The sequence below is a fragment of the Bacteroides sedimenti genome (assembly GCF_040365225.1).
GTDB lineage: Bacteria > Bacteroidota > Bacteroidia > Bacteroidales > Bacteroidaceae > Bacteroides > Bacteroides sedimenti.
Window position 1 is genome coordinate 3,169,949 of the sequence record NZ_AP028055.1, and the last position, 24,719, is coordinate 3,194,667.

At 40.8% G+C, this 24,719-nt stretch carries 16 protein-coding genes and 1 pseudogene; 5 read left to right on the top strand and 12 right to left on the bottom strand.

The window, feature by feature from the left end; genetic code table 11:
• Positions 1-19 precede the first annotated feature (19 nt).
• From ftsA to mraZ, 12 genes and pseudogenes are all read right to left on the bottom strand, one after another.
• Positions 20-1,486 (bottom strand): cell division protein FtsA, encoded by a 1,467-nt coding sequence (gene ftsA, locus ABWU87_RS12730; RefSeq protein ID WP_353331292.1) that lies wholly within the window; start codon positions 1,484-1,486, stop codon positions 20-22.
• A gap of 105 nt (positions 1,487-1,591) precedes the next feature.
• A pseudogene (locus tag ABWU87_RS12735) lies at positions 1,592-2,326 on the bottom strand (cell division protein FtsQ/DivIB); the annotation flags it as partial.
• A complete protein-coding gene (gene murC / locus ABWU87_RS12740) occupies positions 2,323-3,699 on the bottom strand; it encodes a UDP-N-acetylmuramate--L-alanine ligase (protein WP_353331294.1) in 1,377 nt (458 codons plus the stop codon). The pseudogene ABWU87_RS12735 and the gene murC, both read right to left, overlap by 4 nt.
• The gene (murG, locus tag ABWU87_RS12745; RefSeq protein WP_353331296.1) at positions 3,689-4,816 is read right to left on the bottom strand and encodes an undecaprenyldiphospho-muramoylpentapeptide beta-N-acetylglucosaminyltransferase; all 1,128 of its coding nucleotides are present in this window, start codon (positions 4,814-4,816) and stop codon (positions 3,689-3,691) included. Before murG ends, murC begins: the two co-directional genes overlap by 11 nt.
• Positions 4,817-4,876: 60 nt before the next feature.
• A complete protein-coding gene (locus tag ABWU87_RS12750) occupies positions 4,877-6,130 on the bottom strand; it encodes an FtsW/RodA/SpoVE family cell cycle protein (protein ID WP_353331298.1) in 1,254 nt (417 codons plus the stop codon).
• Positions 6,131-6,136: 6 nt separating this feature from the next.
• On the bottom strand, positions 6,137-7,471 hold the full coding sequence (gene murD, locus ABWU87_RS12755) for a UDP-N-acetylmuramoyl-L-alanine--D-glutamate ligase (protein ID WP_353331300.1): 1,335 nt from the start codon (positions 7,469-7,471) through the stop codon (positions 6,137-6,139).
• A 2-nt stretch (positions 7,472-7,473) separates the two neighbouring features.
• A complete protein-coding gene (gene mraY / locus ABWU87_RS12760) occupies positions 7,474-8,742 on the bottom strand; it encodes a phospho-N-acetylmuramoyl-pentapeptide-transferase (protein ID WP_353331302.1) in 1,269 nt (422 codons plus the stop codon).
• Between the two features lie 20 nt (positions 8,743-8,762).
• The gene (locus ABWU87_RS12765; RefSeq protein WP_353334470.1) at positions 8,763-10,214 is read right to left on the bottom strand and encodes a UDP-N-acetylmuramoyl-L-alanyl-D-glutamate--2,6-diaminopimelate ligase; all 1,452 of its coding nucleotides are present in this window, start codon (positions 10,212-10,214) and stop codon (positions 8,763-8,765) included.
• 3 nt (positions 10,215-10,217) lie between these two features.
• Positions 10,218-12,344, bottom strand: coding sequence for a penicillin-binding protein (locus tag ABWU87_RS12770; protein WP_353331304.1), 2,127 nt, complete (start codon positions 12,342-12,344; stop codon positions 10,218-10,220).
• Between the two features lies 1 nt (position 12,345).
• Positions 12,346-12,651, bottom strand: coding sequence for an FtsL-like putative cell division protein (locus ABWU87_RS12775; protein ID WP_353334471.1), 306 nt, complete (start codon positions 12,649-12,651; stop codon positions 12,346-12,348).
• 86 nt (positions 12,652-12,737) lie between these two features.
• On the bottom strand, positions 12,738-13,649 hold the full coding sequence (gene rsmH / locus ABWU87_RS12780; RefSeq protein ID WP_353331306.1) for a 16S rRNA (cytosine(1402)-N(4))-methyltransferase RsmH: 912 nt from the start codon (positions 13,647-13,649) through the stop codon (positions 12,738-12,740).
• Positions 13,646-14,125, bottom strand: coding sequence for a division/cell wall cluster transcriptional repressor MraZ (gene mraZ, locus ABWU87_RS12785; RefSeq protein ID WP_353331308.1), 480 nt, complete (start codon positions 14,123-14,125; stop codon positions 13,646-13,648). Before mraZ ends, rsmH begins: the two co-directional genes overlap by 4 nt.
• A 643-nt stretch (positions 14,126-14,768) precedes the next feature.
• Here mraZ and ABWU87_RS12790 point away from each other — a divergent pair.
• The 5 genes from ABWU87_RS12790 to ABWU87_RS12810 all read left to right on the top strand — a co-directional run bounded on the left by ABWU87_RS12790 (position 14,769) and on the right by ABWU87_RS12810 (position 24,668).
• On the top strand, positions 14,769-15,353 hold the full coding sequence (locus ABWU87_RS12790) for an RNA polymerase sigma factor (RefSeq protein ID WP_353331310.1): 585 nt from the start codon (positions 14,769-14,771) through the stop codon (positions 15,351-15,353).
• A gap of 67 nt (positions 15,354-15,420) precedes the next feature.
• Entirely contained in the window at positions 15,421-16,395 is a 975-nt protein-coding gene (locus ABWU87_RS12795; RefSeq protein ID WP_353331312.1) for a FecR family protein, read from the top strand.
• 237 nt (positions 16,396-16,632) lie between these two features.
• Positions 16,633-20,175, top strand: coding sequence for a SusC/RagA family TonB-linked outer membrane protein (locus ABWU87_RS12800; protein WP_353331314.1), 3,543 nt, complete (start codon positions 16,633-16,635; stop codon positions 20,173-20,175).
• Between the two features lie 12 nt (positions 20,176-20,187).
• Positions 20,188-22,092, top strand: coding sequence for a RagB/SusD family nutrient uptake outer membrane protein (locus ABWU87_RS12805; protein WP_353331316.1), 1,905 nt, complete (start codon positions 20,188-20,190; stop codon positions 22,090-22,092).
• Between the two features lie 287 nt (positions 22,093-22,379).
• The gene (locus ABWU87_RS12810) at positions 22,380-24,668 is read left to right on the top strand and encodes a glycosyl hydrolase family 95 catalytic domain-containing protein (RefSeq protein WP_434533926.1); all 2,289 of its coding nucleotides are present in this window, start codon (positions 22,380-22,382) and stop codon (positions 24,666-24,668) included.
• The last annotated feature ends 51 nt before the right edge of the window (positions 24,669-24,719 follow it).

A 24,719-nucleotide genomic window follows, 5' to 3' on the forward strand; every position in this document is an offset into this window, starting at 1 on the left:
TGATGTTATTATTAGATTCTTATCTCTCTTCGTCTGTGTCGCTGAACATGTCGGTTGTAAGCTTCTCAAAAATGGATTTGAACTTGCTTGGCTTCGCTTTTTTGGCTGCAGCTTTCTCTCTTTTTATCCGCTCTTTCTCTTCCTTCTCCGCTTTTTTCCTTTCTTTTTCTGCCTCTTCTCTTCTCCTGCGTTCCTCTTCTCTTCTTATTCTTTCCTCTTCGGAAGCGGCAGAGTCTTCGTAATCAAATTCATCTTCAGGTTCATTGAACGGGAGTACCTGTTCTGAAATTATGTTTTTGCTTACAGGAGGTTCAACAGGTTTCGCCACTTCAACCAGGCAGCAGTTCTCTTTTCCGGCATTCAACAAACCGATCAGGGTGTTTTGTGTTCCGTCTTTCTTGAGTAAATCGGGACCTTCGGCCCGGATGCCGGTACGGATAAACTTTGCTATTTTGACATTGTTGATCTTTGTACGGTTTTTAATGGCTTCATCGATGTTTTTCAAATTAGATCCACCCCCGGTTATTATGATTCCCGACATCAGTTCTCCCTGATAGCTGGAAAGTTCAATCTGATTCCATACATTAGCAATAATTTCATCCACTCGTGCTTCGATGATTTCGTTAAGCATTTTATTTTCCACCGAGCGTCTCCCATCTTCCAACTGATAGCTTCTGTCAGACTCTTCGTCGGAATGCTCAAGGGTTGCATTGCCATATCTTATTTTTAGATCTTCAGCTTCCTGTTCTTCAATTTGAAGAGTGCAGATATCTCGGGTGATGTTATTACCTCCCAGTGGCAGTACAGAAAGGTAACGGAGGATGTTGTTTTTATATACGGCTACGGTGGTTGTATCGGCGCCAAAGTCTACCAATGCACATCCAGTCCTTTTTTCTGTGTCGGTAAGAATAACCTCAGCTGCGGCCAAAGGTGAGATAAAATAATCGGCAACCTCAATCTTTGCCAGCTCAAAACACCTTTGCAGATTTTTTTTAATGGAAGAGCGAGCAACCACATTCAGGAAGCGTCCTTCGATATTGTTACCCAGAACACCTACCGGATCGGCCTGTAGGTTGACACCTATTTTGTATTCCTGCGGAATGACATCAAGGATATCTGTATCTATCATTGGCACCTGCATATTTTCGTCGATAATGGAATCGACTAACTCCTGCGAGATAATCTCTTCGCTGGCAAAGTGCCGGGTTACTATATTTTTCATTGTGCGGATTGATTGTCCGCCAACACCTACATATACTTTTGATATAGAATTGTTCAGTTCTCCCTCTAGCTTATTGATGATAGAGGTTAGGCTTTGAGCTGTTTTATCTATGTTATAGATTACTCCCTTTCTGATAAATGAGGATGATTCCTCCTTGGCATAGGCAAGGACATGAATAATTCCGTCACTATCTTTTCTCCCTGCTATACCGGTAATCTTGGATGACCCCAGCTCTATAGCTACGATAAAATCTGTTACTGCCATACTATTCTGTTTTTATTGTATCAATACTCCAACTTTTTCGGACTTCTCTGCTCCAGTAATTTCGGGCTTGTCCGTTTGTTTGGTTATCTCACAAGGCTTATTCGTTTCTTTTTTGGTGCAAATTATCTGGTTACTGAACTCAAGACTGATGCGTTCATATTTGTTCCAACCCACTTTGTTAAGGCCCTTTTCATAAAAGATTTTCAGTCTGCCCAGTTTTTCTTCGAAATTATCTATCTTTCCAAGAAAGACTATATGGTCTCCAACCCGGGGAACAAGTTCAATTTCTTTGGTCGGTGTGACATTTATCTGTTCAATCTGAGCATTCCAGAACTTGTCTTTCTGCAAAAATAACCCAAACTTATATAAATACCTCATGGTAAACGACTTTTCTGCATATCCTGTAACTATTGCCAAGTGGGCAGTGCAGTTTGCTTCAGGAGGAATAACTTTGCCCCGGTTATCAAGAAAAAAGCTCTCTCCTTTATAATTCATAATCCGAAGAATTGGAAGGCGTTGCGTTATCTCAATACAAATTTTTCCTGCCGGAGTTTTGTAACATTCAGCTCTTTCAATCAGCGGATGTCGGGTTAGTTCCTTTTCCAGTCGTTTGGTTTTGATTCGATCCATTTTCCTGCCTACAGGATACTCCTCTTCTTTTTTCAACAAAGTGGTTATTTCATTCTTGGTGATAAATCCTGCATTGACACTATCCTTGATAATCAGTTCAATATCCTGACAGGCCTGATCTTCAGGCTTGTTATTGAACGTTGTTACTGCTACCGCAAGGTAAGCAATAATCAGCAGCATAAGGAGCAATAGCAGAATTTTTTTTATCATCTGTTTTCAAGCATTTTTTGGATGTCACCTACATAATTATCAATATCGCCTGCACCGAGTGTAATAAGCACCTCAATTTGTTTGTCTTTAAGTACTTCGAGCAACTGTTCTTTCGGACACATGCATTTTTCCATTCCTTCACGCAGGTTGTCATAAATTAGTTTGCTGGTTACTCCCGGAATTGGTAATTCGCGTGCTGGATAAATATCAAGCAGAATCACTTCATCAAGCAAGGAAAGGCTCTCTGCAAATTCTTTATAGAAATCATTCGTACGGCTATACAGATGAGGTTGGAATACTCCGGTTATCTTTTTGTCCTGATACAGGTCGCGAATGGAAGTAACGCTTTGTTTAATTTCAGAAGGATGGTGCGCATAGTCACTTAAGAAAACCAATTTGTCATTCTTGATTTTGAAATCGAATCGGCGGTCAACACCACGGAAGCTTGCCATGCCGCTCTTCAACTCTTCGGCGGTGACTCCGTTTAGCCAGCACATAGCCATGGCTGCAACGCCATTTTCAATGTTGATACTTACCGGAACTCCCAGCTGAATATCCTTGATAGTCTCAGTAGGAGTAACAAAGTCGAAAAATATTTCACCGTTGCCTATGCGGATGTTCTCTGCGTGGAAATCGCCTTCCTCCTTGGAGTAGGTGTAAACCGTTACACCTTCCTGAACTTTGGGCTGCAAGGAGACTCCTTTCCGGATAATCAGGCTACCGCCCGGTTGAATCAGCGATGTATATTTCTCAAAGCTTTCCAGATAGGCCTCTTCTGTTCCGTAAATATCGAGATGGTCGGGATCGGTTGAGGTAATCACCGACATGTAAGGATGCAGCCAGTGGAAAGAGCGGTCGAACTCGTCGGCTTCAATCACGGTAAATTCACTTTTGTCTGATAAAAGCAGATTGCTTTGGTAGTTTTTGGCAATACCACCTAAAAATGCTGTGCATCCCACTTTCGACTGATACAGAATATGAGCTGTCATTGTTGAAGTGGTTGTTTTACCGTGTGTTCCGGCGGCACACAAACCTTTGCTTGCACGGGTAATGGTACCCAGCACTTGCGCACGTTTCTGAATCTCAAAATTGTTGTCTTTGAAGTACCTCAATTCGGCATGCTCCTCTGGAATAGCCGGAGTGAGGATTACCAGTGTGGATTCCTTGTCAAGACATTCCGTCGGTATAAGTTTGATATCTTCTGTGTAGTGTATATGTGCTCCCTCTTCAATCAGTTTCTCTGTCAGTTCACTGGGGGTACGGTCGTATCCGGCCACGTATTTCCCTTTGGATAAGAAATAGCGTACCAAAGCACTCATGCCTATTCCTCCGGCACCAATAAAGTAAACCGATTTTATTTGATTAATTTCCATTTTTCTTTCTGTATTCGTTTGCCAACTTATAAACTTCTTCTGCTATTATACTTGCCGAGTTGGGGAAAGCAAGTTTTTTTATATTCTCACTCAATTCTTTTAAAAGCTGCTCATTGCCGATGGCATCCATTGCTGCATCTACCAGTTTGTCTATGGCTTCGCTGTCCTTAATATACAAAGCTGCCGATTTATCAACCAGCGCCAGCGCATTTTTGGTCTGATGATCTTCGGCTACATTTGGTGATGGAACCAGGATAACCGGTTTCCCCAACAAACAGAATTCGGAAATAGAACCTGCTCCGGCACGTGAGATTACCAAATCGGCCGCAGCATATGCATGTTCCATGCTCGAAATGAAATCGGTTACATACAAAGGTAAGTCACCATATTTCTTTACCTCTTGCTGAGCCTGCTCAAAGTAGATTTTACCGGTTTGCCAGATAAACTGAATATTATTCTCCTTGATTCTTTTCAGGTTGGCCATGATGCACTGATTAATGGTGCGTGCACCTAAACTTCCTCCGATTACCAGAATAGTTTTTTTAGACGAGTCGAGGTGAAATGAATCAATTCCCTCTTCACGTGTTATTTTATTATTTACCAATCCCTGACGCACCGGATTACCTGTCAGAATGATTTTTTCCTTTTCAAAGAACCGCTCCATACCATCGTATGCAACGCAGATTCGTTTTGCTTTCTTTGCCAATAACTTATTGGTAACCCCAGCATAGGAGTTTTGTTCCTGAATAAGGGTCGGTACTCCCATCAGTCCAGCCATCTTTAATGTAGGACCGCTGGCGTATCCACCCACACCAACCGCGGCATGTGGCTTGAATTTCTTAATGATACTGTATGCCTTGAGCTGACTTTTTGCCAGTTTATACAAAACAGCAAAATTCTTCAGCATATTTTTTCTATCAAATCCGCTTACGGGCAGCCCTTCAATCTTATATCCTGCTGCGGGTACCCTTTGCATCTCCATTCTTCCTTCTGCACCAACAAAGAGAATCTCTGCATCAGGGTGTTGTTCCTTGATGGCATTGGCAATGGATACTGCCGGGAAAATATGCCCCCCGGTTCCTCCTCCACTTATAATTATCCTTAATTTCTCTTCCATAATCTATATTCTGTTGATTGTCCAACAAATATATGAATAAAACAATCTTTTTAATCTCCATTATGCCAAACTTTCTTCGGCAATAATCTCTTCTTTATTTATAGTTGTATCATCCGTCTTGCTATTAAGCAGTTTTTCGTTATCTTCCAATTTGGCGGTATACCGGCTTACACTCAGAATCATACCTACATACACGCAATTGATCAGTGTTGAAGTACCTCCTTTACTGATTAGCGGGAGTGGTTGTCCGGTAACAGGAAACAGCCCTACTGCCACGCACATGTTGATAATAGCCTGTGATACCAGCATCAATGCAATACCCATAACAAGGAACATGGCAAAATTTCCTTTAGCCTTTCGGGCTATTCTACCAGCCCGTATAAGCAGCCATATATAGAGAATCACTACAAATCCGCCTCCCAATAATCCTAGTTCTTCAATAATGATAGCAAAGATAAAGTCTGAGAATGCTTGTGAAAGGAAATCACGCTCTACACTGTTTCCTGGCATTTTCCCGATGATGTTACTGGTTGCAATGGCAATGTTTGCATGAGCTATCTGCGCATCTTTGTCAATATCGAATTTAGCTGCCGGAACATCTTCTTTGGGTTTTGTAAATCCAACAACACGTGCCTTCCAGGTACTCATACGGTGGAGAAATGGCAGATTGGAATCTTTAGGGACAATCATCAGAATTAGTCCCATAAAAAGAACTCCGGCCGCAAGCACTCCAATCAGTGAAGCCAATGCCTTGAAAGGAATCTTGCCGATGATCATCATCAGGAAGACAACGCCGAAAAGCAAGCCTGCTGTTGAAAGATTTTCAGGAGCAATCAGCATACATATTACTCCGGTTATTATCATTATATATTTAAATGCTCTGTAGTTAGATCCGTCTTCTTCCTGATTACGAGCCAGTATGGAAGATACAGCAACGATTACTGCCATTTTAGCCAACTCGGAAGGTTGAAACTGAAGTCCAAACAAACTCATCCAGCGGGCAGCACCGTTAGTATAGCTTCCGGAAATAAGTCCGGTAACCGAAACAACCGCCAGCAAGATGGCTGAAATCGGCACCAAAAAGAGGGGTATTACCTGAAAATATCTGTAATTAACTTTATGGGTGATCCATACGACCAATGCACCCACCAGCAAAATAATGGTGTGTTGGGTAATAGGTCCCCAGTGATCTCCGCTTTTGTAGGTCAATGTACTTGCTGCACTGAAGACCTCAATGATGGAGATCACACAAAGGAACAGGAAAATAATCCATATTACTTTGTCTCCTTTGAATAAGTTCTTTAACAGATCCATAGTTTATTATAAATTTCTAACGCATTCTTTGAACTGACGACCACGGTCTTCGTAGCTTTTAAACAAGTCGAAGCTGGCACAACAGGGAGAAAGCAGAACTGTTTCTCCTTTCTGAGCCAGGTTATAAGCCAGGTCAACAGCTTCTTTCATCGATCGTGCATCTGCAATTTTTTCCACTTTGCCATCAAAGAAGGCGTGAAGTTTGCTGTTATCCACACCAAGGAAGACTAGAGCTGATACTTTCTCCTTTACCAGTTGTTCTATCTCAGTATAGTCATTTCCTTTGTCTTTTCCTCCCAGTATGAGAACCACCTTGGTTTTCATACTTTCAAGCGCGTACCAGCATGAATTCACATTGGTAGCTTTCGAGTCATTTATGAAATCGATGCCCCGGACACGAGCCACTTTCTCCAGACGGTGTTCCACCTCTTTGAAATCACTCAGTGCCTCACGAATATATTCTTTTCTTATCCCGGCCAGATTTGCCGAGATACCTGCAGCCATCGAATTGTACAGGTTATGAGTTCCTGTAAGCGATAGTTCCTCCTGCTCCATATTAAAGGCGATAGGGTCGCTGAATACTACTTTGTCCTGATCCACATAAGCCTTTACTCCTTCTTCCTTGTCAATTGAGAATGGGTAGAGGTGTGCATGGATGCCATGTTTTTTCAGCTCTTCCTGAATAATGGGGTCGTCGTTCCAGAAAATGAAAGCATCCTCATCGGTCTGATTCTGGGTGATGCGGAACTTGGAATCGATATAGTTCTGCATGTTATGGTCGTAACGGTCCAGATGGTCGGGCGTTATGTTCATCAGGATGGCGATATTTGCACGGAAATTGTACATATTATCCAACTGGAAACTGCTAAGCTCAATCACATAATAGTCGTGATTGCATTCGGCAACCTGAAGCGCCAGACTCTGTCCGATATTACCTGCCAGCCCAACGTTCAATCCGGCTTTTTTAAAGATGTGGTAAATCAAAGAGGTAGTGGTGGTTTTTCCATTGCTACCTGTGATACAGATCATCTTTGCATTGGTATATCTTCCAGCAAATTCAATCTCTGAGATGATAGGAGTTCCTTTTTCCTGCAGTTTTAAAAGTAACGGTGCATCATTAGGAATCCCTGGACTTTTAATTATCTCATCAGCATTCAGAATAAGCTCTTCAGTATGGTGTCCCTCTTCCCATTCGATACCTCTCGAGTTGAGTAACTCTTTATACTGATCTTTAATGACAGACATATCCGATACAAAAACATCGAATCCTTGTTTCTTGGCAAGAACGGCAGCACCAGCTCCGCTTTCACCTGCTCCTAATATGACAATTCTTTTAGGCATCTTTATCTTATCTTTAAAGTTATAATTGTAATGGCAGCCAACAATATGGTTACAATCCAAAATCGGATGGTAATCTTAGACTCGTGATATACATTGGCCGGCTTGGTAAATTTGTAGGTACAACCCGGCTCAAGCTGTGCCAGAGTTGTACGGAAATGGTCGTGAATGGGGGTTCGCTTGAAAATCCGCTGTCGCACCCCTTTCTTTTTTCCTCTTTTGAAATAACGAACCTGAAGAATAACTGAAAGATTTTCGCACAGGAACACACCGCACAATATAGGAATAAGTAACTCCTTGTGTATTATGATTGCAAATACGGCAATGATACCTCCAATGGTAAGACTGCCGGTATCTCCCATGAAAACCTGAGCCGGGTAAGCATTATACCAAAGGAACCCAATTAGTGCACCAATAAATGCGCAAATGAAGATTACCAGTTCCTCGCATCCGGGAATATACATGATGTTCAGGTAACTGGCAAACTTGAGGTGACTCGAGACATAGGCTAGTATCCCTAATGTAAGTCCGATTATTGCTGAGTTTCCTGCGGCCATTCCGTCCATTCCGTCGTTCAGGTTAGCCCCGTTTGAAACGGCAGTAACCACAAAGATGGTAACAATTACAAAAATAACCCATCCAATCGGCTGTGCATTATCTCCCATGAAAGAGACAATATCGGCATAATCAAAGTTGTTTTCCTTAATAAAAGGGATGGTTGTCTGGGTTGATTTGATATTTCTGGTGGCATGTATTACATCCACAATGTATTTTCCCTGCTTTACTTCAATGTTTTCACGGATTACCACTTGCGGGCTTAAGTACAATGTCAGTCCAACGATTAGTCCAAGACCCACCTGGCCGATAATTTTGAACTTTCCGTGAAGTCCTTCTTTATCTTTCTTGAATATCTTGATATAATCGTCCAGAAAGCCAAGTGTGCCAAGCCAAATTGTGGTCACCAGCATCAGGAGCATATATACATTCCCCAATCTGCCCAACAGGAGGCAAGGAACCAATATAGCCACAATAATAATGACACCTCCCATACTGGGTACTCCTACTTTTCCTACATTAAAAGGATCGATACTTGCATCTCTTTGTGTTTCTGAAATCTGTTTGCGTTTCAGTGCATCGATAAATTTATTACCGTAAATGGTTGAGATGAGCAGCGATAAGATTAGCGCCATCAAAGCCCGGAAAGAAATGTAACCGAATACACCTGCTCCGGGGAAGCCGTATTTATGAAGATATTCAAATAGATAGTATAACATAAGCTGATTGAGTTAAGTGTTTAGTTCCCGAAAAACTCTCTAAGTATTTCCTTATCGTCAAAGTGATGTTTCACTCCTTTTATTTCCTGATAGTTTTCATGGCCTTTCCCGGCAACCAGTACAACGTCTCCGGGTTGAGCCAGCATGCAGGCGGTGCGGATTGCCTCTTTACGATCGATAATGGTGATTACATTCCGGCGTTCATCGGTATTCAGTCCTGCCAGCATATCATTGATAATATCCTGAGGTTCTTCATTGCGTGGATTGTCGGAGGTAATAATAACTCTGTCACTGCGTTTTACCGATTCCTGAGCCATAATCGGACGTTTTCCCTTATCACGGTTACCACCAGCACCTACTACGGTAATGATTTTACCTTTTCCTTCAAGTATTTCCTGAATAGAGTCGAGTACATTCACTAAAGCATCAGGTGTATGAGCATAATCAACTATAGCGGTGTAGCCGTTGGGTGAACGAAGAGAGTCGAAGCGCCCTGCAACCGGGTGGAGGGTACTAAGTGCCACCAGCACGTCTTCCTCTTTCTTGCCCAACAGACAGGCTGCCCCGAATACTGCCAGCAGGTTTGAGGCATTGAATTTGCCTATAAACTGTACTGCAAGCTCCTTGTCGTTAAAGTTAAGCAACATCCCTTCGAAGTGTGCTTCGAGGATGCGACCTTTGAAATCGCAAAGGCTTCTTAAAGAATAATTGTATGTTTTTGCTTTTGTATTTTGTAACATTACCATGCCGTTCTTGTCGTCTGCATTAGTGAGAGCAAAAGCATCTTTGGGCAGATCATCGAAGAACTTTTTCTTGGCCTTGAGATAATTCTCTACTGTTTTATGATAATCCAGATGGTCGCGAGTCAGGTTAGTGAAAATACCACCAGCAAAACGTAGTCCGCTAATCCTTTTTTGTGCAATGGCATGTGAGCTCACCTCCATAAATACATATTTGCAACCTGCATCAGCCATTCTGCCCAACAGTTCATTTAGGCTAATAGGGTCGGGGGTAGTGTGAGTAGCCGGAACCGCTTCATCGTCAATGTAGTTGCATACGGTAGAAAGTAGTCCCACTTTGTAACCAAAATAACGGAAAGTATTATATAAAAGTGTCGCAATGGTTGTTTTACCGTTGGTACCGGTCACCCCTACAAGTTCCAACTTGGAGGTAGGGTCGCCATAAAAGGCGGTAGCCGCCTTCCCGATAGCATCTTCCGTATCTTTTACCTGAATATAAGTAACATTCTCAGATAACTGTGCAGGCAGCTCTTCGCAGAGGATAGCGGCTGCTCCCTTTTCAACAGCGGTGGGGATATAGCTGTGCCCATCAGTCTGCGTTCCTCTTACAGCTACAAAAAGATGTCCGGACTCTATTCTTCTAGAGTCAGAATTGATTCCAGTTAACTCTATATCTGTGTGACCAATCTGCTGGATCACCTGAATGTTTTTTAATACCTGGTCTAGTTTCATCACTTAATTCAATTGTATGGTTACTGTTTGTCCTTTAACTATTCTTGTTCCTTGCGGAATGCTTTGCGAGTTGATCTTTCCAATTCCGGTAAGGCATACTTTCAACCCTCTGCTTTCCAACAAATATACAGCATCTTTGGCTCCCATCCCTATAACACTTGGCATAAAGTTTTTGGGAGATGTCCTTTCATTCATAATTACCGAACTGGCACTCTGCTGAGCCGTTCCCCAGACTTTCCTGCTCCAGGAAACCGGAGTAAACTGTTGCCGGTTTTGTATCTTTAATGCATCAAGTATATATTTGGTCTCATTGATTTCCCCCGATTTTACAAAAGGAATTACCACAGAGTTTGAATCAACGGCCTGTGATAGATCTGTACTAATCTGTTTCGAATAAATTCTTTCCGCGATCTTTCCGAAAACACTTCCTGCCATGAGCCCCCCTGATGCCGGCAAACCGGGTTTCTGTATGGCTACGATGCAGCTATATTTCGGATTTTCTGAAGGAAAATAGCCGCAGAAGCTGACTAAGTAGTTCATTTCACCCGATTTATATCCCGCAGTACCTTGAGAAATTTGCGCTGTACCTGTTTTTCCTGAAACATGGAACTGTTTGGAACCGGCTGGTTTTGCCAGTCCCTCGCTAACTACCCTTTGCAGGATCGCTCTGATTTGTTTTAGTGTACGTTCAGAACAGATAGATTGTTTTATGACCTCTGTTGGGAATTCCTGAATCATTTCACCATTTTTCATAACACCCTTCACGAACTTGGGAGCAACAAGCACACCGTTGTTGGCTATTGCGTTATAAAATGCCAGCGTGTTGATTGGAGGGACCTGTGATTCGTAACCGATAGACATCCATGCTAATGCCGTATTAGACCAGTTGTACTTGTTCGGCATACGGATATATGCTTTTCCTGCTCCTTTAATAGGTATATGGAGGTCGGCATTGATGCCAAGTTTGTAGAGCCCTTGCACAAACTTCTCCGGTTTATTGAAGTATGCTCTGTCAATCAGAGTCGATACACCAATATTTGAAGAAACCATCAATATTTTGGGAACAGAAAGAAGCTGATATCCTCCTTTTCTCCAGTTATGGTCTCTCATGGGACGTCCGTGCATAATCTTCACCCCTCCGGTTGCATCCACAACATCATTTGGAGAGATAACACCATCTTCCAGTCCCACCATGATGGAAGCTGTTTTGAAGGTGGATCCTGGTTCCATCATGTCCGAAATGGCGTTGTTTTTAATTTCCCTGTAAACTCCATCTTTGCATTTGGTCATGTTTACAATTGCCTTTACCTCTCCGGTTGCCACTTCCATGAGTACGGTAACCCCTACGGTGGCGTTAATCTCTTTCATCTTATCAACCAAAGCCTTCTCTGCAATATCCTGCATTCCAACGTCAATGGTGGTTACCAGATCCATACCATCCTGCGGAGGAATATCTGTAATATTAAGATACTTGTTCATAACCTTCTGCCGGTGAGTGATACCAACCTTTCCTTTCAGAATGGTATCAAATGCCAGCTCAAGCCCATTTTTTGCACCTTGTGCCGTGTCAGGATAAACATCACCCAATGTGCGGGTTGCCAATGAACCGAAAGGTTTTGTGCGTTGGTTGAATGCTAATTCGTGGAATCCACCTTTGAATTTGCTCATGTTGAAGATGGGCAATCTTTTCACCTCTTTATACTGGATGTACGAGATGCGTTTTGGATAAATCAGATAGCTTCTGCTTCCCTCTCTTCTTCCTTTTTTGAGATGTGCCTTGAACTGTGCAGCAGACATCTCCGGAAATATCTTATGTAAACCTTCGCAGATAATATTAAGACTATCTCTGAACAGACTGTCTTTTTCCTCGCCTCCGGCTTTAAAATCCATGTAGATTTTGTATTCCGGCAAGCTGCTGGCCATCAATTTTCCATCGGCTGAAATGATGTTTCCCCGGTTAGGGTAGACCAATACGTTCTCTTTTACAAAGCGTTCGGCCACATCTTTCCAGTATTCTCTTTCGGCAAACATCACTATTCCTGCCTTTACAATAATGGCAACACCAATCAGTCCCATCAATAGGATGACGAGAAAATAACGGGTCAATATGCTTTTTTTGTTGACAGACATATTATTTTTTTATTAAATATGGAGGATTTGTGGCTGTCTGCAGTTCGCTCTCCTGCGTGGAAACATATTCTTCAATCTTTGATTGCCGACTTTTCTCCATTAGTTCGGAAGAACGAGTCAAAGCATCATACTTTATATCCGTCAGCTCTTTCTCCAACCGGTCGATTTCAATTAGTTGTTGCTGACAGGAGTAGCGGTTGCTGATATAGAAGATAACAAATACCATGATTAAGACCAGTAATTTAGTCTGACGACGGAAAAAATCATTAGCCAGAATATCACCTCCCAGAATGCTTTTAATGGACATTCCCTTTGCCGGAGTCTCTTTATTATTATCCTTCTCCGGATTCTGTGCTGTTTTAAATTCTTCGTTCTCGTTCATATTCTCTGTTGTTATTTCTTTTCTGCAATTCTCAATTTGGCACTTCTTGAGCGTGGGTTACGGGCTATTTCCTCTTCATTGGGGACGATTACCTTGTTGTTGACCAACCTAAAAGGAGTATTGAGATTTCCAAAGAAGTCTTGCTCTTGTTTACCTTCCACATTGCCGGTTTTCATTATATTTTTCACTATCCGGTCTTCCAACGAATGATAAGTAATCACTACCAATCGTCCACCGGGTTTTAATGCATCTGTAGCAGCCAGTAACATCTCCTTTAGTGCTTCCATCTCTTGATTCACCTCTATTCGTAGTGCCTGGAATACCTTTGCAAGCTCTTTTTTTTCTCTTTCCCGTCCAAAAAGAGGTTTGATTATTGCCAGGAAGTCGTCAATGGTTTCAATTTTCTTTTCGGCTCGTGCCTTCATAATTACAGAGGCCAGTTTACGGCTGTTTTTTAGTTCTCCATAAAGATAGAAAATATTAGCCAGTCTCTCTTCCTCGTAGGTGTTTACCATCTCGGCTGCTGTAATACCTGCGCGTTTATTCATTCGCATGTCCAGTTTTCCCGAAAAGCGGAATGAAAAACCTCTTTCGCTGTCATCGAAGTGATGAGAGGATACCCCCAGGTCGGCAAGGATAGAATCTACGCCTTCAATTTCGTGATAGCGAAGGAAGTTGTGCAGGTATCGAAAGTTGCTCCGGACAAAAATAAAGCGCTTGTCGTTCACGATATTTTTTTCCGCATCTTCGTCCTGGTCAAATCCCAGTAACTTACCATTTTTTCCTAACCGGTTCAAAATTTCTTTTGAATGTCCGCCACCACCAAAGGTTACGTCCACATAAGTCCCTTCAGGCTTGATATTCATCCCGTCAACACTCTCTTTCAGGAGTACCGGTACATGGTATGTTATCTCTTCGTTCATTCTGTTGGTGGTTTTAATTCGTTTGTAACTTTTTTGTTCATCACTTTTTCCAGTTCCCGGCTGAACTCTTCGGGATTCATAAACGGATGATCCGCTTTCGTTTTCGCCCAGATTTCAATGGTGTTATCCACCCCAATAAAACGTACATCGGTGGTAATACCTGCCATTTGCATATATCTTTTGGGGATAAGGATTCGTCCATTGCTGTCAGGCGTGATGATTTCCACATCGGAGACAAACTGCCTGAATACTTGTTGATGGGTGGGGTTCCATTTGTTGAGGCGTTCACGTAATTCGTTAAGTTCTTCATTCCAAACGCTTTCGGGGTAAAGAACCAAACAGTCTTGAAAGATGTCCTTGCGCATAATCAGCCTTTCTTCAGAGGCAGCCTGGAGCTGTTTCCTGAACAAAGCAGGAAGAAAAAGGCGACCTTTCGCATCTGCTTTGGCTTCAATATTACCCAAAAATCGATCCATCAAGCACACTATATAGTTTCAGAGTGTAAAATTACACATTTCTCCACAATTCCCCACTTTTTTTCAGAAAAATATTTCAGTAAGTTTTTAGTAGGGTTCTTTCAACTTAAAATATTTTTTTAACTTTGACCGAATTTTTGTTAACCTATAATAAATCTAAATTTTAAAGCAATAAAGCAGATATATACTTTGTACGCAGAAGAACAGATAAACGTGGAAACAAAAATACGTCACTATGTTGTACTGGAGGTAAAATGGACTCTGTTGACTAGCAACAATTATATCAAATTGTTGTATGCTTACTCATGAATAAATGATGTTTATATCACATAATTTAAATGTTATTGGCGAAGATCATTTTGAAGAGGGTAAAGTAAGTCAAAACCCCATAAATTCTTTTTTGAGGTTACGAACCTCGGTTTTGAGAAACTTGAAATAATTTGCCTCTTTGAGTTGTAACAAGTTGAACTGCTCCAAAATAAGTTTCAAATTAAAGAAAATTTCGCAATTTGAAAAAATTGAAAAGAAAAGTATTGATATGAATTTTATTATATTATCTGTTATCAAAAAATAGCTCAAAACTAGTTCAGTTTTAAATACTAAATCCAAACTCGTTTATAACTTAATCTAGAATATTCAACAAATGCAAAAGGATATTGAAAGTGCATATATTAAGGAATTAAAGAGTGGCTCACGAAAAGCATTCACTACTTTATATAATCTGTATAGTGCCCGATTATATGGATATTGTTATCAATGGACTAAATCGCACGAAGATTCGGAAGAAGTTGTTCAAGATGCGTTTGTAAAACTTTGGATACATAGGGAAACAATCCATGATGAAAATACGATTCAATATTTTATTTTTCGTATTGTCAAGAATCAGTTAACTGATAAGTATCGAAAGAATCTTAATTCACCAATCTTTGAAGAGTATATACAATATAATAACGAAATGCTTCTGTCAGTAGACAATATCTCTCACCACTTGGAGTACGATGAGTTTTGTGTTTTGTTGAATAAGATAAAGAAAACTTTGCCTAAAACACAGCAGCAGGTTTATGAATATAGTGTATGCCAACAAAAAACAAATAAAGAGATTGCAGAAATATTGTGTTTGAGCGAACAGACTGTAAAGAACCAACTGTCACTTGCTCTCAAGGTTTTTAGGCAGAAACTAGGCAGATTTGGATATATGTATTTACTAATAACCCTCGTGTTAAGTTAAAATTTTAAAAATCAATAGTACGATATTCTATATAAAACCGTCCTTATAATGTAAAGTGCAAAAATAAATGGAAGATTTAAACATAAAATATATTGAAAACACATTAACTCCGGGAGAATTATCTCACTTAAGAGAATCCGTAAACAAAATGTCAGATACTCAGCTAGAAGATGTAATGTTAGATTCATGGCTTTCTTTCAATGAGGGGGAATATGCTGAATGTCAAGATAAAGTAGGTAAGATTGAGGCCAGATTAAAAAATGAAATTTGGACTGTTCCTCGTGTCTCGTTAATGAATAAGATACTTCGGATTGCAGCTATTTTGCTATTCCCAATATTGATGTTAAGTACATTCTATTTTTATAAACAGTCGACACTTGTTTCAAGTAACGATATGGTAATAAAAACAGGAAAAGGCGAACGTGCAAGTCTTGTTTTACCAGATGGCACTAAAGTAACTCTTAACTCTGAATCAGCTCTTAGATACAACTCTAAAAGTTTCAATAAAAATGAACGAAATGTTTCTTTCGATGGTGAAGCCTTTTTTAATGTGTTTTCAAATAAAGAGGCTCCATTTATTATTTCGACAGGAGAGATGCACTTGCAAGTTTTAGGTACCAAGTTTAATTTATTGTCACGCGTCCAATCGCCTGTAATTGAGGTGTCACTTCTAGAAGGACATGTCCTTCTATCATCACAAATATCGACCAAAACGCAAGAACTATTCTGTAGCCAAAAAGCAATATTTGATAAGCTTACAGGACAGTTTACTGTTATTAAAAAGGAAAATGTTCATTCCGAAATAGGATGGCTTAAAGGAGATTTAGTTTTTAGTAATTTACCATTGCAAGAAGTTTTAAAAACAATCGAATCGAGTTATGATGTTAAGTTTGTGTTAAAAGACTGTACCAATATGGCTAAAGACCCATTTACAGGGACATTGTCAAACAGGAATTTAAATGAAGTACTTGATATTCTTCAAAAAAGTTATGGTTTCAAATACTCTCAGCTAGGTAATAAAATCACAATATCTTTTAAGTAAAATAAATAAAAATTAGCTATATAGAGATGAAATGCTGAATGTTTTTTTATTCATTCAGCATTTTTTTATGCTAAATAACATAAAAATTGTTTGGTACGTTTTTAGAGAATGAGTGTCTTTCTTTATATTCCTAGGAAAACATTTATAAATCAAATCTAACTATTAACTATGACGAATTTAAGAACAAAGCGGTTTTGTGTTGCCGCAGCTTTATTGTTTTTTTGTTGCTCCATAATAATGGCGCAGACAAACGAGCAAAAGGTAACCTTGAATCTGAGAAATGTTTCGCTTGTCGAAGTATTCTCTGCTATTGAAAAACAAACAACCTATCGTTTTGCTTACAGAAATGTAGTTGTTGACAAGAAAAAGGATGTGACAGTTTCTAAGAGTGATGCTTCTGTTAAGTCGGTCTTGGATGCAATATTGCCATCAAAAGGTTTGCAATATTATGTTATATCCGATAAGTCAATTGTTATCTCGGCGGGAAAAGAAAATGAAGCGCGTACTCCAGGTAAGAAAAAACAAGTAACAGGAATAATTAAAGATGAAAAAGGCGAACCGATTATTGGTGCAAATGTTACCGAAAAAGGTACTACCAATGGTGTGACATCCGATGTAAATGGAAATTTTTCATTGAATGTTTCTGAGAACTCAGAATTGCTGGTTGGCTATATTGGTTATAACTCTCAGAAAATACCAGTTGCCGGTAAGAATTTCTTTACTGTCAAAATGGAAGAAAAATCTCAGACGCTGGATGAAGTGGTAGTGGTTGGCTACGGTTCTCAAAAGAAAGTGAATCTTTCCGGAGCTGTAGCGACTGTCTCAGCCGATAAGTTGGAAGCCCGACCCATCTCGAACTTGTCAGCTGCACTAGAAGGACTTGCTCCTGGTGTACGCATTACACAAGGTAGTGGTAACCCTGGTAGTGAAAGTGTTTCTATTCAGATGCGTGGAATAACCTCCACGAATGGTAGTTCTCCATTGATATTGGTTGATGGTGCACCGGCCGATATGAGTGTGTTGAACTCCGAAGATGTTGAAAGTATCTCTTTCTTGAAAGATGCTGCTGCATCCGCCATATATGGTTCTAGAGCAGGTTCGGGTGTTATCCTCGTTACGACTAAGAAAGGCAAAAAAGAGAAACCAAAGGTGACTTTCTCAACTTTGTTTGCTCAAACCAAACCGATTACAGATTTGACTTTCATGTCGAATACTGCAGATTGGATGGATCTGCATAACATTGCCCGGAAGAACGCTTCTCCTACATCGGGTAACGACTATGCACAAAGTACCATAGATGATTGGAGAACGGCTAATGCCAATCCCAATGGAACGTACACAAACCCTGTGACCGGACAAACCATTCCCAACTGGTTGGCATATCCAAACACAGACTGGGCACAGATATTGTTCCGGCCCAGCTATTATTCTAAACACAATATACAGGTAGCCGGTGGTAGCGAAACTACTAACTATATGCTGTCAATAGGCTATCAGAGCAACCCGGGTACATTGAAAAATACAGGAATGGACCGCTTCAATATCCGTGCCAATGTTGAAACCAAAATCGGTAAATTGTTCACTTTTGGAACACAGACATGGGCTACTAAAGAATACAAAGATCCGGGCAGTACCTCAATGACTTATTTGTTGCAGGCATTTCCTGGAATGACTCCTGAGTATAATGGGAAATATGGTGCTAGTGAAGATCCAAACACTACTCAGAAAGACAATATTCTGCAACAAGTTGCGGCACAGGGTGGAAAAAATGAATACACCCGCATCAATACGACCTGGTACAGCACGGTCAATTTGCCATTGAAGGGATTAGTTGGAGAGGCTCGTTTCAACTACAACGAATATATGCTCCAGAATGAGACTCACTCACAATTTTTACCCAAATACAGCTTCCGCGAGAGCTTCGAAATTCCGAAGGAAGGTTTGTCAACACTCGATCAGGCTACTACCAGCCGCTATTCATATGGTTCGAAAGCCTATACAGCCAACTTGTTGTTGCGTTACAATAATACTTTTGGAAAACACAATATATCTGCATTGGCTGGTTATGAACAATATTGGACTCAATCATCAGGCTTCAGCGCTACACAGAAAGGCTTGCTCGATTGGAATGTAAACGATATTACTTCGGGGGCAAACATGGAGTCTATCGGTGGTGATCCGAAACAGGGATATGCCATGCTCTCTTACTTTGGTCGTGTTGGATATAGTTATGAAGGTAAGTACATCCTCGAAATCAATTCCCGTTCGGATATTTCTTCTCGCTTTGCGCCTGGAAATCGCGGAAGTTTCTTCCCATCCGCATCTGTTGCATGGCGAATCAGTGAAGAAGGCTTCTATGAGCCAATCAAACCTTATGTCAGTTATTTGAAGTTGAGAGGGTCTTATGGCTCGTTGGGAAATGTTGTTTCGGGTAACTATGCATGGCAAGCTTTATATGGACAAGTGAACAATGTATTCAATGAGAAAGTAGCCAATGGTGTGATACAGCAAACACAACAGAACTTAACCCTCTCATGGGAAAAGGTGTACACCATGAATTTTGGTCTTGATGCTCGTTTCCTCGATGATCGTTTGGGTGCTGAAATTGATTTTTATCAACGTAAAACAAGTGATATGTTGGGCGATGTGCCCAGTTATCTAACATTGGGAAATGGTATCTCTGCACAAAAGGCTAACATGTATGCCATGTGTAATAACGGTGTTGAACTGAACCTGACTTGGACTGACAGGATCAAAGATTTTAAGTATAGCGTAGGATTGAATGCAACTTACAACAAGAATGAGTTGACAAAATACAATGGAGCCTTGACTTATGCATACGATGAAACAACCAAGGATGCTTGGGGTAACCCGGGAGTATGGCGTTATACTAACTTAGGTAAAGCTTCTACCGGTGGTGATACACGTAGGGCTGAAACACACATGATAGATGAATGGTATTTGCATAAACCATATCAAGGATCGGGTTCCTACTATAACACAGACGGAACTGTTAATCCTGCCGGTGGTCCGAAAGATGGTATGATTCGTACCAAAGCTGATTTGGATTGGGTAAATTCCATGATCGCTGCCGGATACTCTTTCAACCAAAAGAAAGTTGGTCCCGAGGCTGCTAATATTTGGTACGGACAAATCTTGATGTCGGATGAAAACAGCGACGGTATCTATGGGGGCACAGACGACAAGGTGTTCACTGGTAAATCTACAACTCCTAAATGGATCTTCGGTTTGAACTTGAATGCCGAATGGAAAGGTTTTGACCTTAGCATGAATTGGTCAGCTAGAGTGGGTTCATACCATTATATCAACGACCGTGGAGCCAACGGTTCTATCTTGAGTAATACAGGCGATACGATGCCGGCTGATGCATGGAATATGTTTTATTTTTACGATGCAGTTGCTGCTTACAACGATTTCAAAGGACTAGGAGCAGCATACGATCCAGCTACAGACCCAAATGCAAAAATCAATGCCAAGTATCCGCGTCTGCTTACAGGAAGCAGTATAATGACAAGCAACACTCTCTATTTGTACAATACTTCATATTTGAAACTGCAGTCGTTGCAAATAGGGTACTCTTTGCCTAAAAAATGGTTGGCTTCATCGGGCATCAGCAATATGCGCATCTTCATGGCAGGCGAAAATCTCCTTACCATAAAGTCTAAAGATTTCCCAGGAGTAGATCCAGAACTTGGAAGTTCGCTAGTTGTTTATCCTATCGCCAGACTATTGTCAGGTGGTGTTACAGTAACATTCTAAAGAAAATTGAAAATGAAAAGAATAATTTATATTTCAGCTGCTATCATATCCCTTATGAGTACAACGATGGGGTGTACTGAATTGCTTGATACAGCTCCCAATGATAGAATATCACAAAATGTTATGTGGTCAACTGAAGATTTGGTTGATCAGGGAGTAATTGGTGTTTACTACTCACTTCAACGGCCCATCAATGGGAATCAAATTATTGGTTCGAGTGCAGATATCGGTTACTATGGATTCGAAGGGTATGGAATGACCGGACAAGGTGAATATGGACTCGATAATTTATTTACAGCAGGTGTAAATCCCGGGAACACGCGGTTCGCCTTCCATTGGAGGTGGTCTTATTCGGGTATACATAGAGCCAATGCCGCTATTGCACAAATTCCAAAGGCACCTATCAAAGAGGAGAAAAAGGCTCGCTTGATAGCCGAATGTAAAATTCTGCGTGCGTTCTTCTACATGCGACTCAATGAGATTTACGGTCGCGAAGGTTTAGGCGTGCCTCTTTACACTGAGCCTGTCAATCCCTCCGATTTGACTCGTGGACAAAGCCCTGAGGCTGATGTGTGGAGGCAAATCATTCAAGATCTGACCGATGCAATCAACGAACCTAACCTGAAAAACAACGATATAAAAGGAGAGGGACGCGTTAGTAGGGGAGCTGCATACACATTGCGCGGACGTGCTTACTTGCTGACTAAGGAATATGCCAAAGCTGCTGCAGACTTTGCTGAAGTTAGTAAACAGGGGTATGGACTGTATTCAAATTACAAGAATCTTTTCAAAGTAGCTCAGGAACGCTGCGAAGAAATGATTATGAGCGTGCAATACATTGAAGATCCTACAGGATATGGAACCGGAATTCAAAAATTTACAGCAGCCTTTCAACAAGGATCGCAAGATTCCAGAGGATGTTGGACTGACTTGCAAGTGACACCGGCTCTTGTCAATCTGTATGAAGTGGTGTTGGATGCAAACACCGTCAAACCTTTCAAATGGGAAGATTATTTTGCTAACTGGAATGAAATCAGCGGTGACGGCACAACCACGGCCAACCGCAAAATCTATTTCTTACGCGACTCTAAAATCAACGGACAAGAGATCTCTGCAACATTGGTTTCAAAGCCTGTTAATAACGAATTGGCAAAGCTGCCCACCAATATTCAGGCTCTTTATTTGCCTGAAGGCAATGAAGCACGCCTGAAAAAAGCGTACGAAAATCGCGATCCCCGTTTGGCCATGAATGTGGTGACTCCTTATGCTAATTTCTATGGAGTCAATAGTAACTCAACCGCTGCGGGATGGTACACGTATCGCTTTCCAGTGGCTGGGAAGTATTATTTTGATCAGACCAATGCCGAACCCAATGCCAACAAAAACTTGCCAGCCAGCTACTATACTTCGGGTTCTTGCAATGCACAAGCCGAGTTTAAGTATATTAACCGTAAGTTTGTAGGCGAAGGATTGGAATATTTACGTAGGGAACAAAATCCTGTTGACGAACCCATCATCCGATATGCCGATGTTTTACTGATGTGGGCTGAAGCATTGGTAGAGCTAAATGATTTGCAAGGGGCAATGGCTAAGGTAAAATTAGTACGTGACAGAGCTGGTGTACCAACTATGGCTGCTTCGTTTGCCGATCAGGTTACTGCACGCAACTATGTGCGTGATGAGCGCCGACGCGAACTAGTGGGAGAAGGTGTTAACTTCTTCGATGAAATGCGTTGGAAAACATTAAAGGAGACGAAGTACAACCAAGTAAATGCCCAACACGCATGGGGTGGTACGGAAAACACCGGTGGTACAACATACCAGTGGCCGGGAGATTTCTTCTACACATGGCCGGTACCGAGAACTGAAGTGGAAATGAACCCCAATCTCACTAAAACGCCGGGTTGGATATACTAAATAAATAAGATGTTATTTTGGGGCTATTCAAAAAGTCATAAGTTAATGGAGTTTTTTTAGATTTAGTTCAGGCCCTTTCTATCAAATGATTAAGGGCCACAAAAAAACTTAGCATTAGTACTGAATTGACTTTTGAATAGCCTCTTTTTTTTTGTACACTAACTTAATAATCTGATTCTATGCCTGTATGTAGAAAAGAAATGGATACATCACTTGATAAAAATCAAGCAAGCCGAATGATCATTTCACAGAAATCTCACAGCAAATTACATGAATTGGGTATGGCGATGCGTCTATACCGTGTAAAACTAATTGCAATTCCTTTTATTCTTATGCTGTTTTCCTTTAATCTGATTGCTGGTACAAAGCCACTTGCGGTCAATATTAACTGGCCTGAATTTATGAACAAGCAGGATCTATATTGGAATGTGCTTCCTAAAAGCTGGGATGAAGGGCCTTTTTTAGGCAATGGCCTTTTAGGTGTCCAAATCTATGAAGAACCAAACGAAAATTACATTCGTTTTGAAGTAGGTAACAGCAATGTACATGACCATCGAACCGGTGAAGATTTATTTAATAGACCACGCCTACTTATCGGACATTTTGCATTGACACCTGTTGGTAAGATTATTGGTGGTGAAATGCGTCTTGATTTATGGAATGCTGAAGCCAGAGGCACAATAAAAACATCCAAAGGAAGCATCAGTTTTCGTTCCATTGTGCATGCACACGAAATGGGAATCATAACTGATGTAACATTTACGGGCGATGAGTCTGGGTTCAGATGGGAGTGGAAGCCAGCAAACGCAGACAGTCCCCGGTATTTATTTTCGCAAACACCTGCTTCCTATTTTAAAAAGCCTGAAGGATACATTTCAAATCCGCAACCAATCATCAATATACAAAATGGAGGTGGGGTATGTGTACAGCCATTGCTAGAGAAAGGACAAACAGCTACTGCCTGGAAAGAAATATCTGCTCAAAAAGAGCGAACTCTATATGTGAACATCTCGCATAGTTATCCTGAAAACAACGCACAAAGTCTGGCTGTCAATGCAGTTGAAAGGATCAGTAAAATGAAGGAGAACAAGTTGGTTCAATCGCACCGCAAATGGTGGCACAAGTATTATCCGGCAAGTTTTCTAAGTTTACCTGATGCTAAAATGGAGAATTTCTATTGGATACAGATGTATAAACTGGCATCTGCTACACGGGCAGATAGAGCATTAATAGATAATACGGGACCATGGCTCACAGTTACTCCCTGGCCTAATGCCTGGTGGAACCTGAACGTACAGCTCACCTATTGGGCGCTTAATCCCTCAAATCGAACTGAGCTTGGAGCCTCTTTGGAAAATGCATTGTATGGGAATATCCAAAATCTGATTATGAATGTGCCTGAACTTTATAGGTACAATTCTGCCGGAATTGGGCGCTCTTCCGATTTCTCAAATGTGAGTCCGGTCGGAGAACCCGGTAAGTTGACATCCACCCCTGAAGTTGGCCTTTTGACTTGGGCCTGTCATAATTTGTGGCTGTTGTATCGCTTTAAAATGGACGACCAGTTGTTGAAAGAGAAACTATTCCCATTGCTGAAAAAGTCGGTGAACTACTATTTGCATTTCTTAAAGGAAGACAATGATGGTAAATTACACCTTCCAACAACCTATTCTCCTGAATATGGCGTAGCAGAAGATTGCAATTTTGACTTGGCATTATTGCGTTGGGGGTGCGAAACACTGCTAAATACATGTTCGCGGTTAAGCATTTCTGATGAGCTAATTCCCAGATGGAAAGAAGTGCTCGACAAGCTGACTGATTATCCAATCGATACTAATGGATTTATGATTGGAAGGAATACTCCTTACGAAAAATCACATCGACATTATTCGCATTTGCTGTCAATTTATCCTCTTTATCTAACGAACATTGAAAAAGAGGGCAATAAAGAACTAATTGAAAGATCTTTAAATTATTGGCAAAGCAAAAAGGGGCATCATGAAGGATATTCTTTAACGGGAGCTTCGTCTATATCTTCAGCTATTGGCAACGGAAACGATGCACTATTCTACTTAAACGGTTTGTTTAGTAAATTTCTGCGTCCAAATACGATGTATAAAGAAGCAGGGCCGGTTATTGAGACCCCTTTATCCGGAGCACAGTCCATACATGATATGCTAATTCAAAGCTGGGGTGGAAAGATAAGAATATTTCCTGCTGTCCCTGATAAATGGAATGACATTGTTTTTCATAATTTCCGCACTGAAGGGGCCTTCTTGACGAGTGCACGTCGAGAAAATGGGAAAACAACCTTTATCCGAATCAAAAGTCTGGCTGGCGAGCCTTGTATCTTCATATCAGATATGATAACGCCCTCATTTAAAGGTGCCCGAAAGTTTAAACTTACCAATCTGGCAAAAGGGATATTTTCAATCGATTTAAAAAAGAATGAGGAGATTGTTTTATTCCCAAAAGGAACAGAGCCAATTTTGGATATTAATCCAATAAATAAAGGCACTCATGAACAAAATAACTTTGGCATCCGAAAAATAAATAATAGTTTTTCTTGTTTCTAATTAGCTTATTTAATATAATTTATTTAGATGCTCAATTTAATAATATAAATA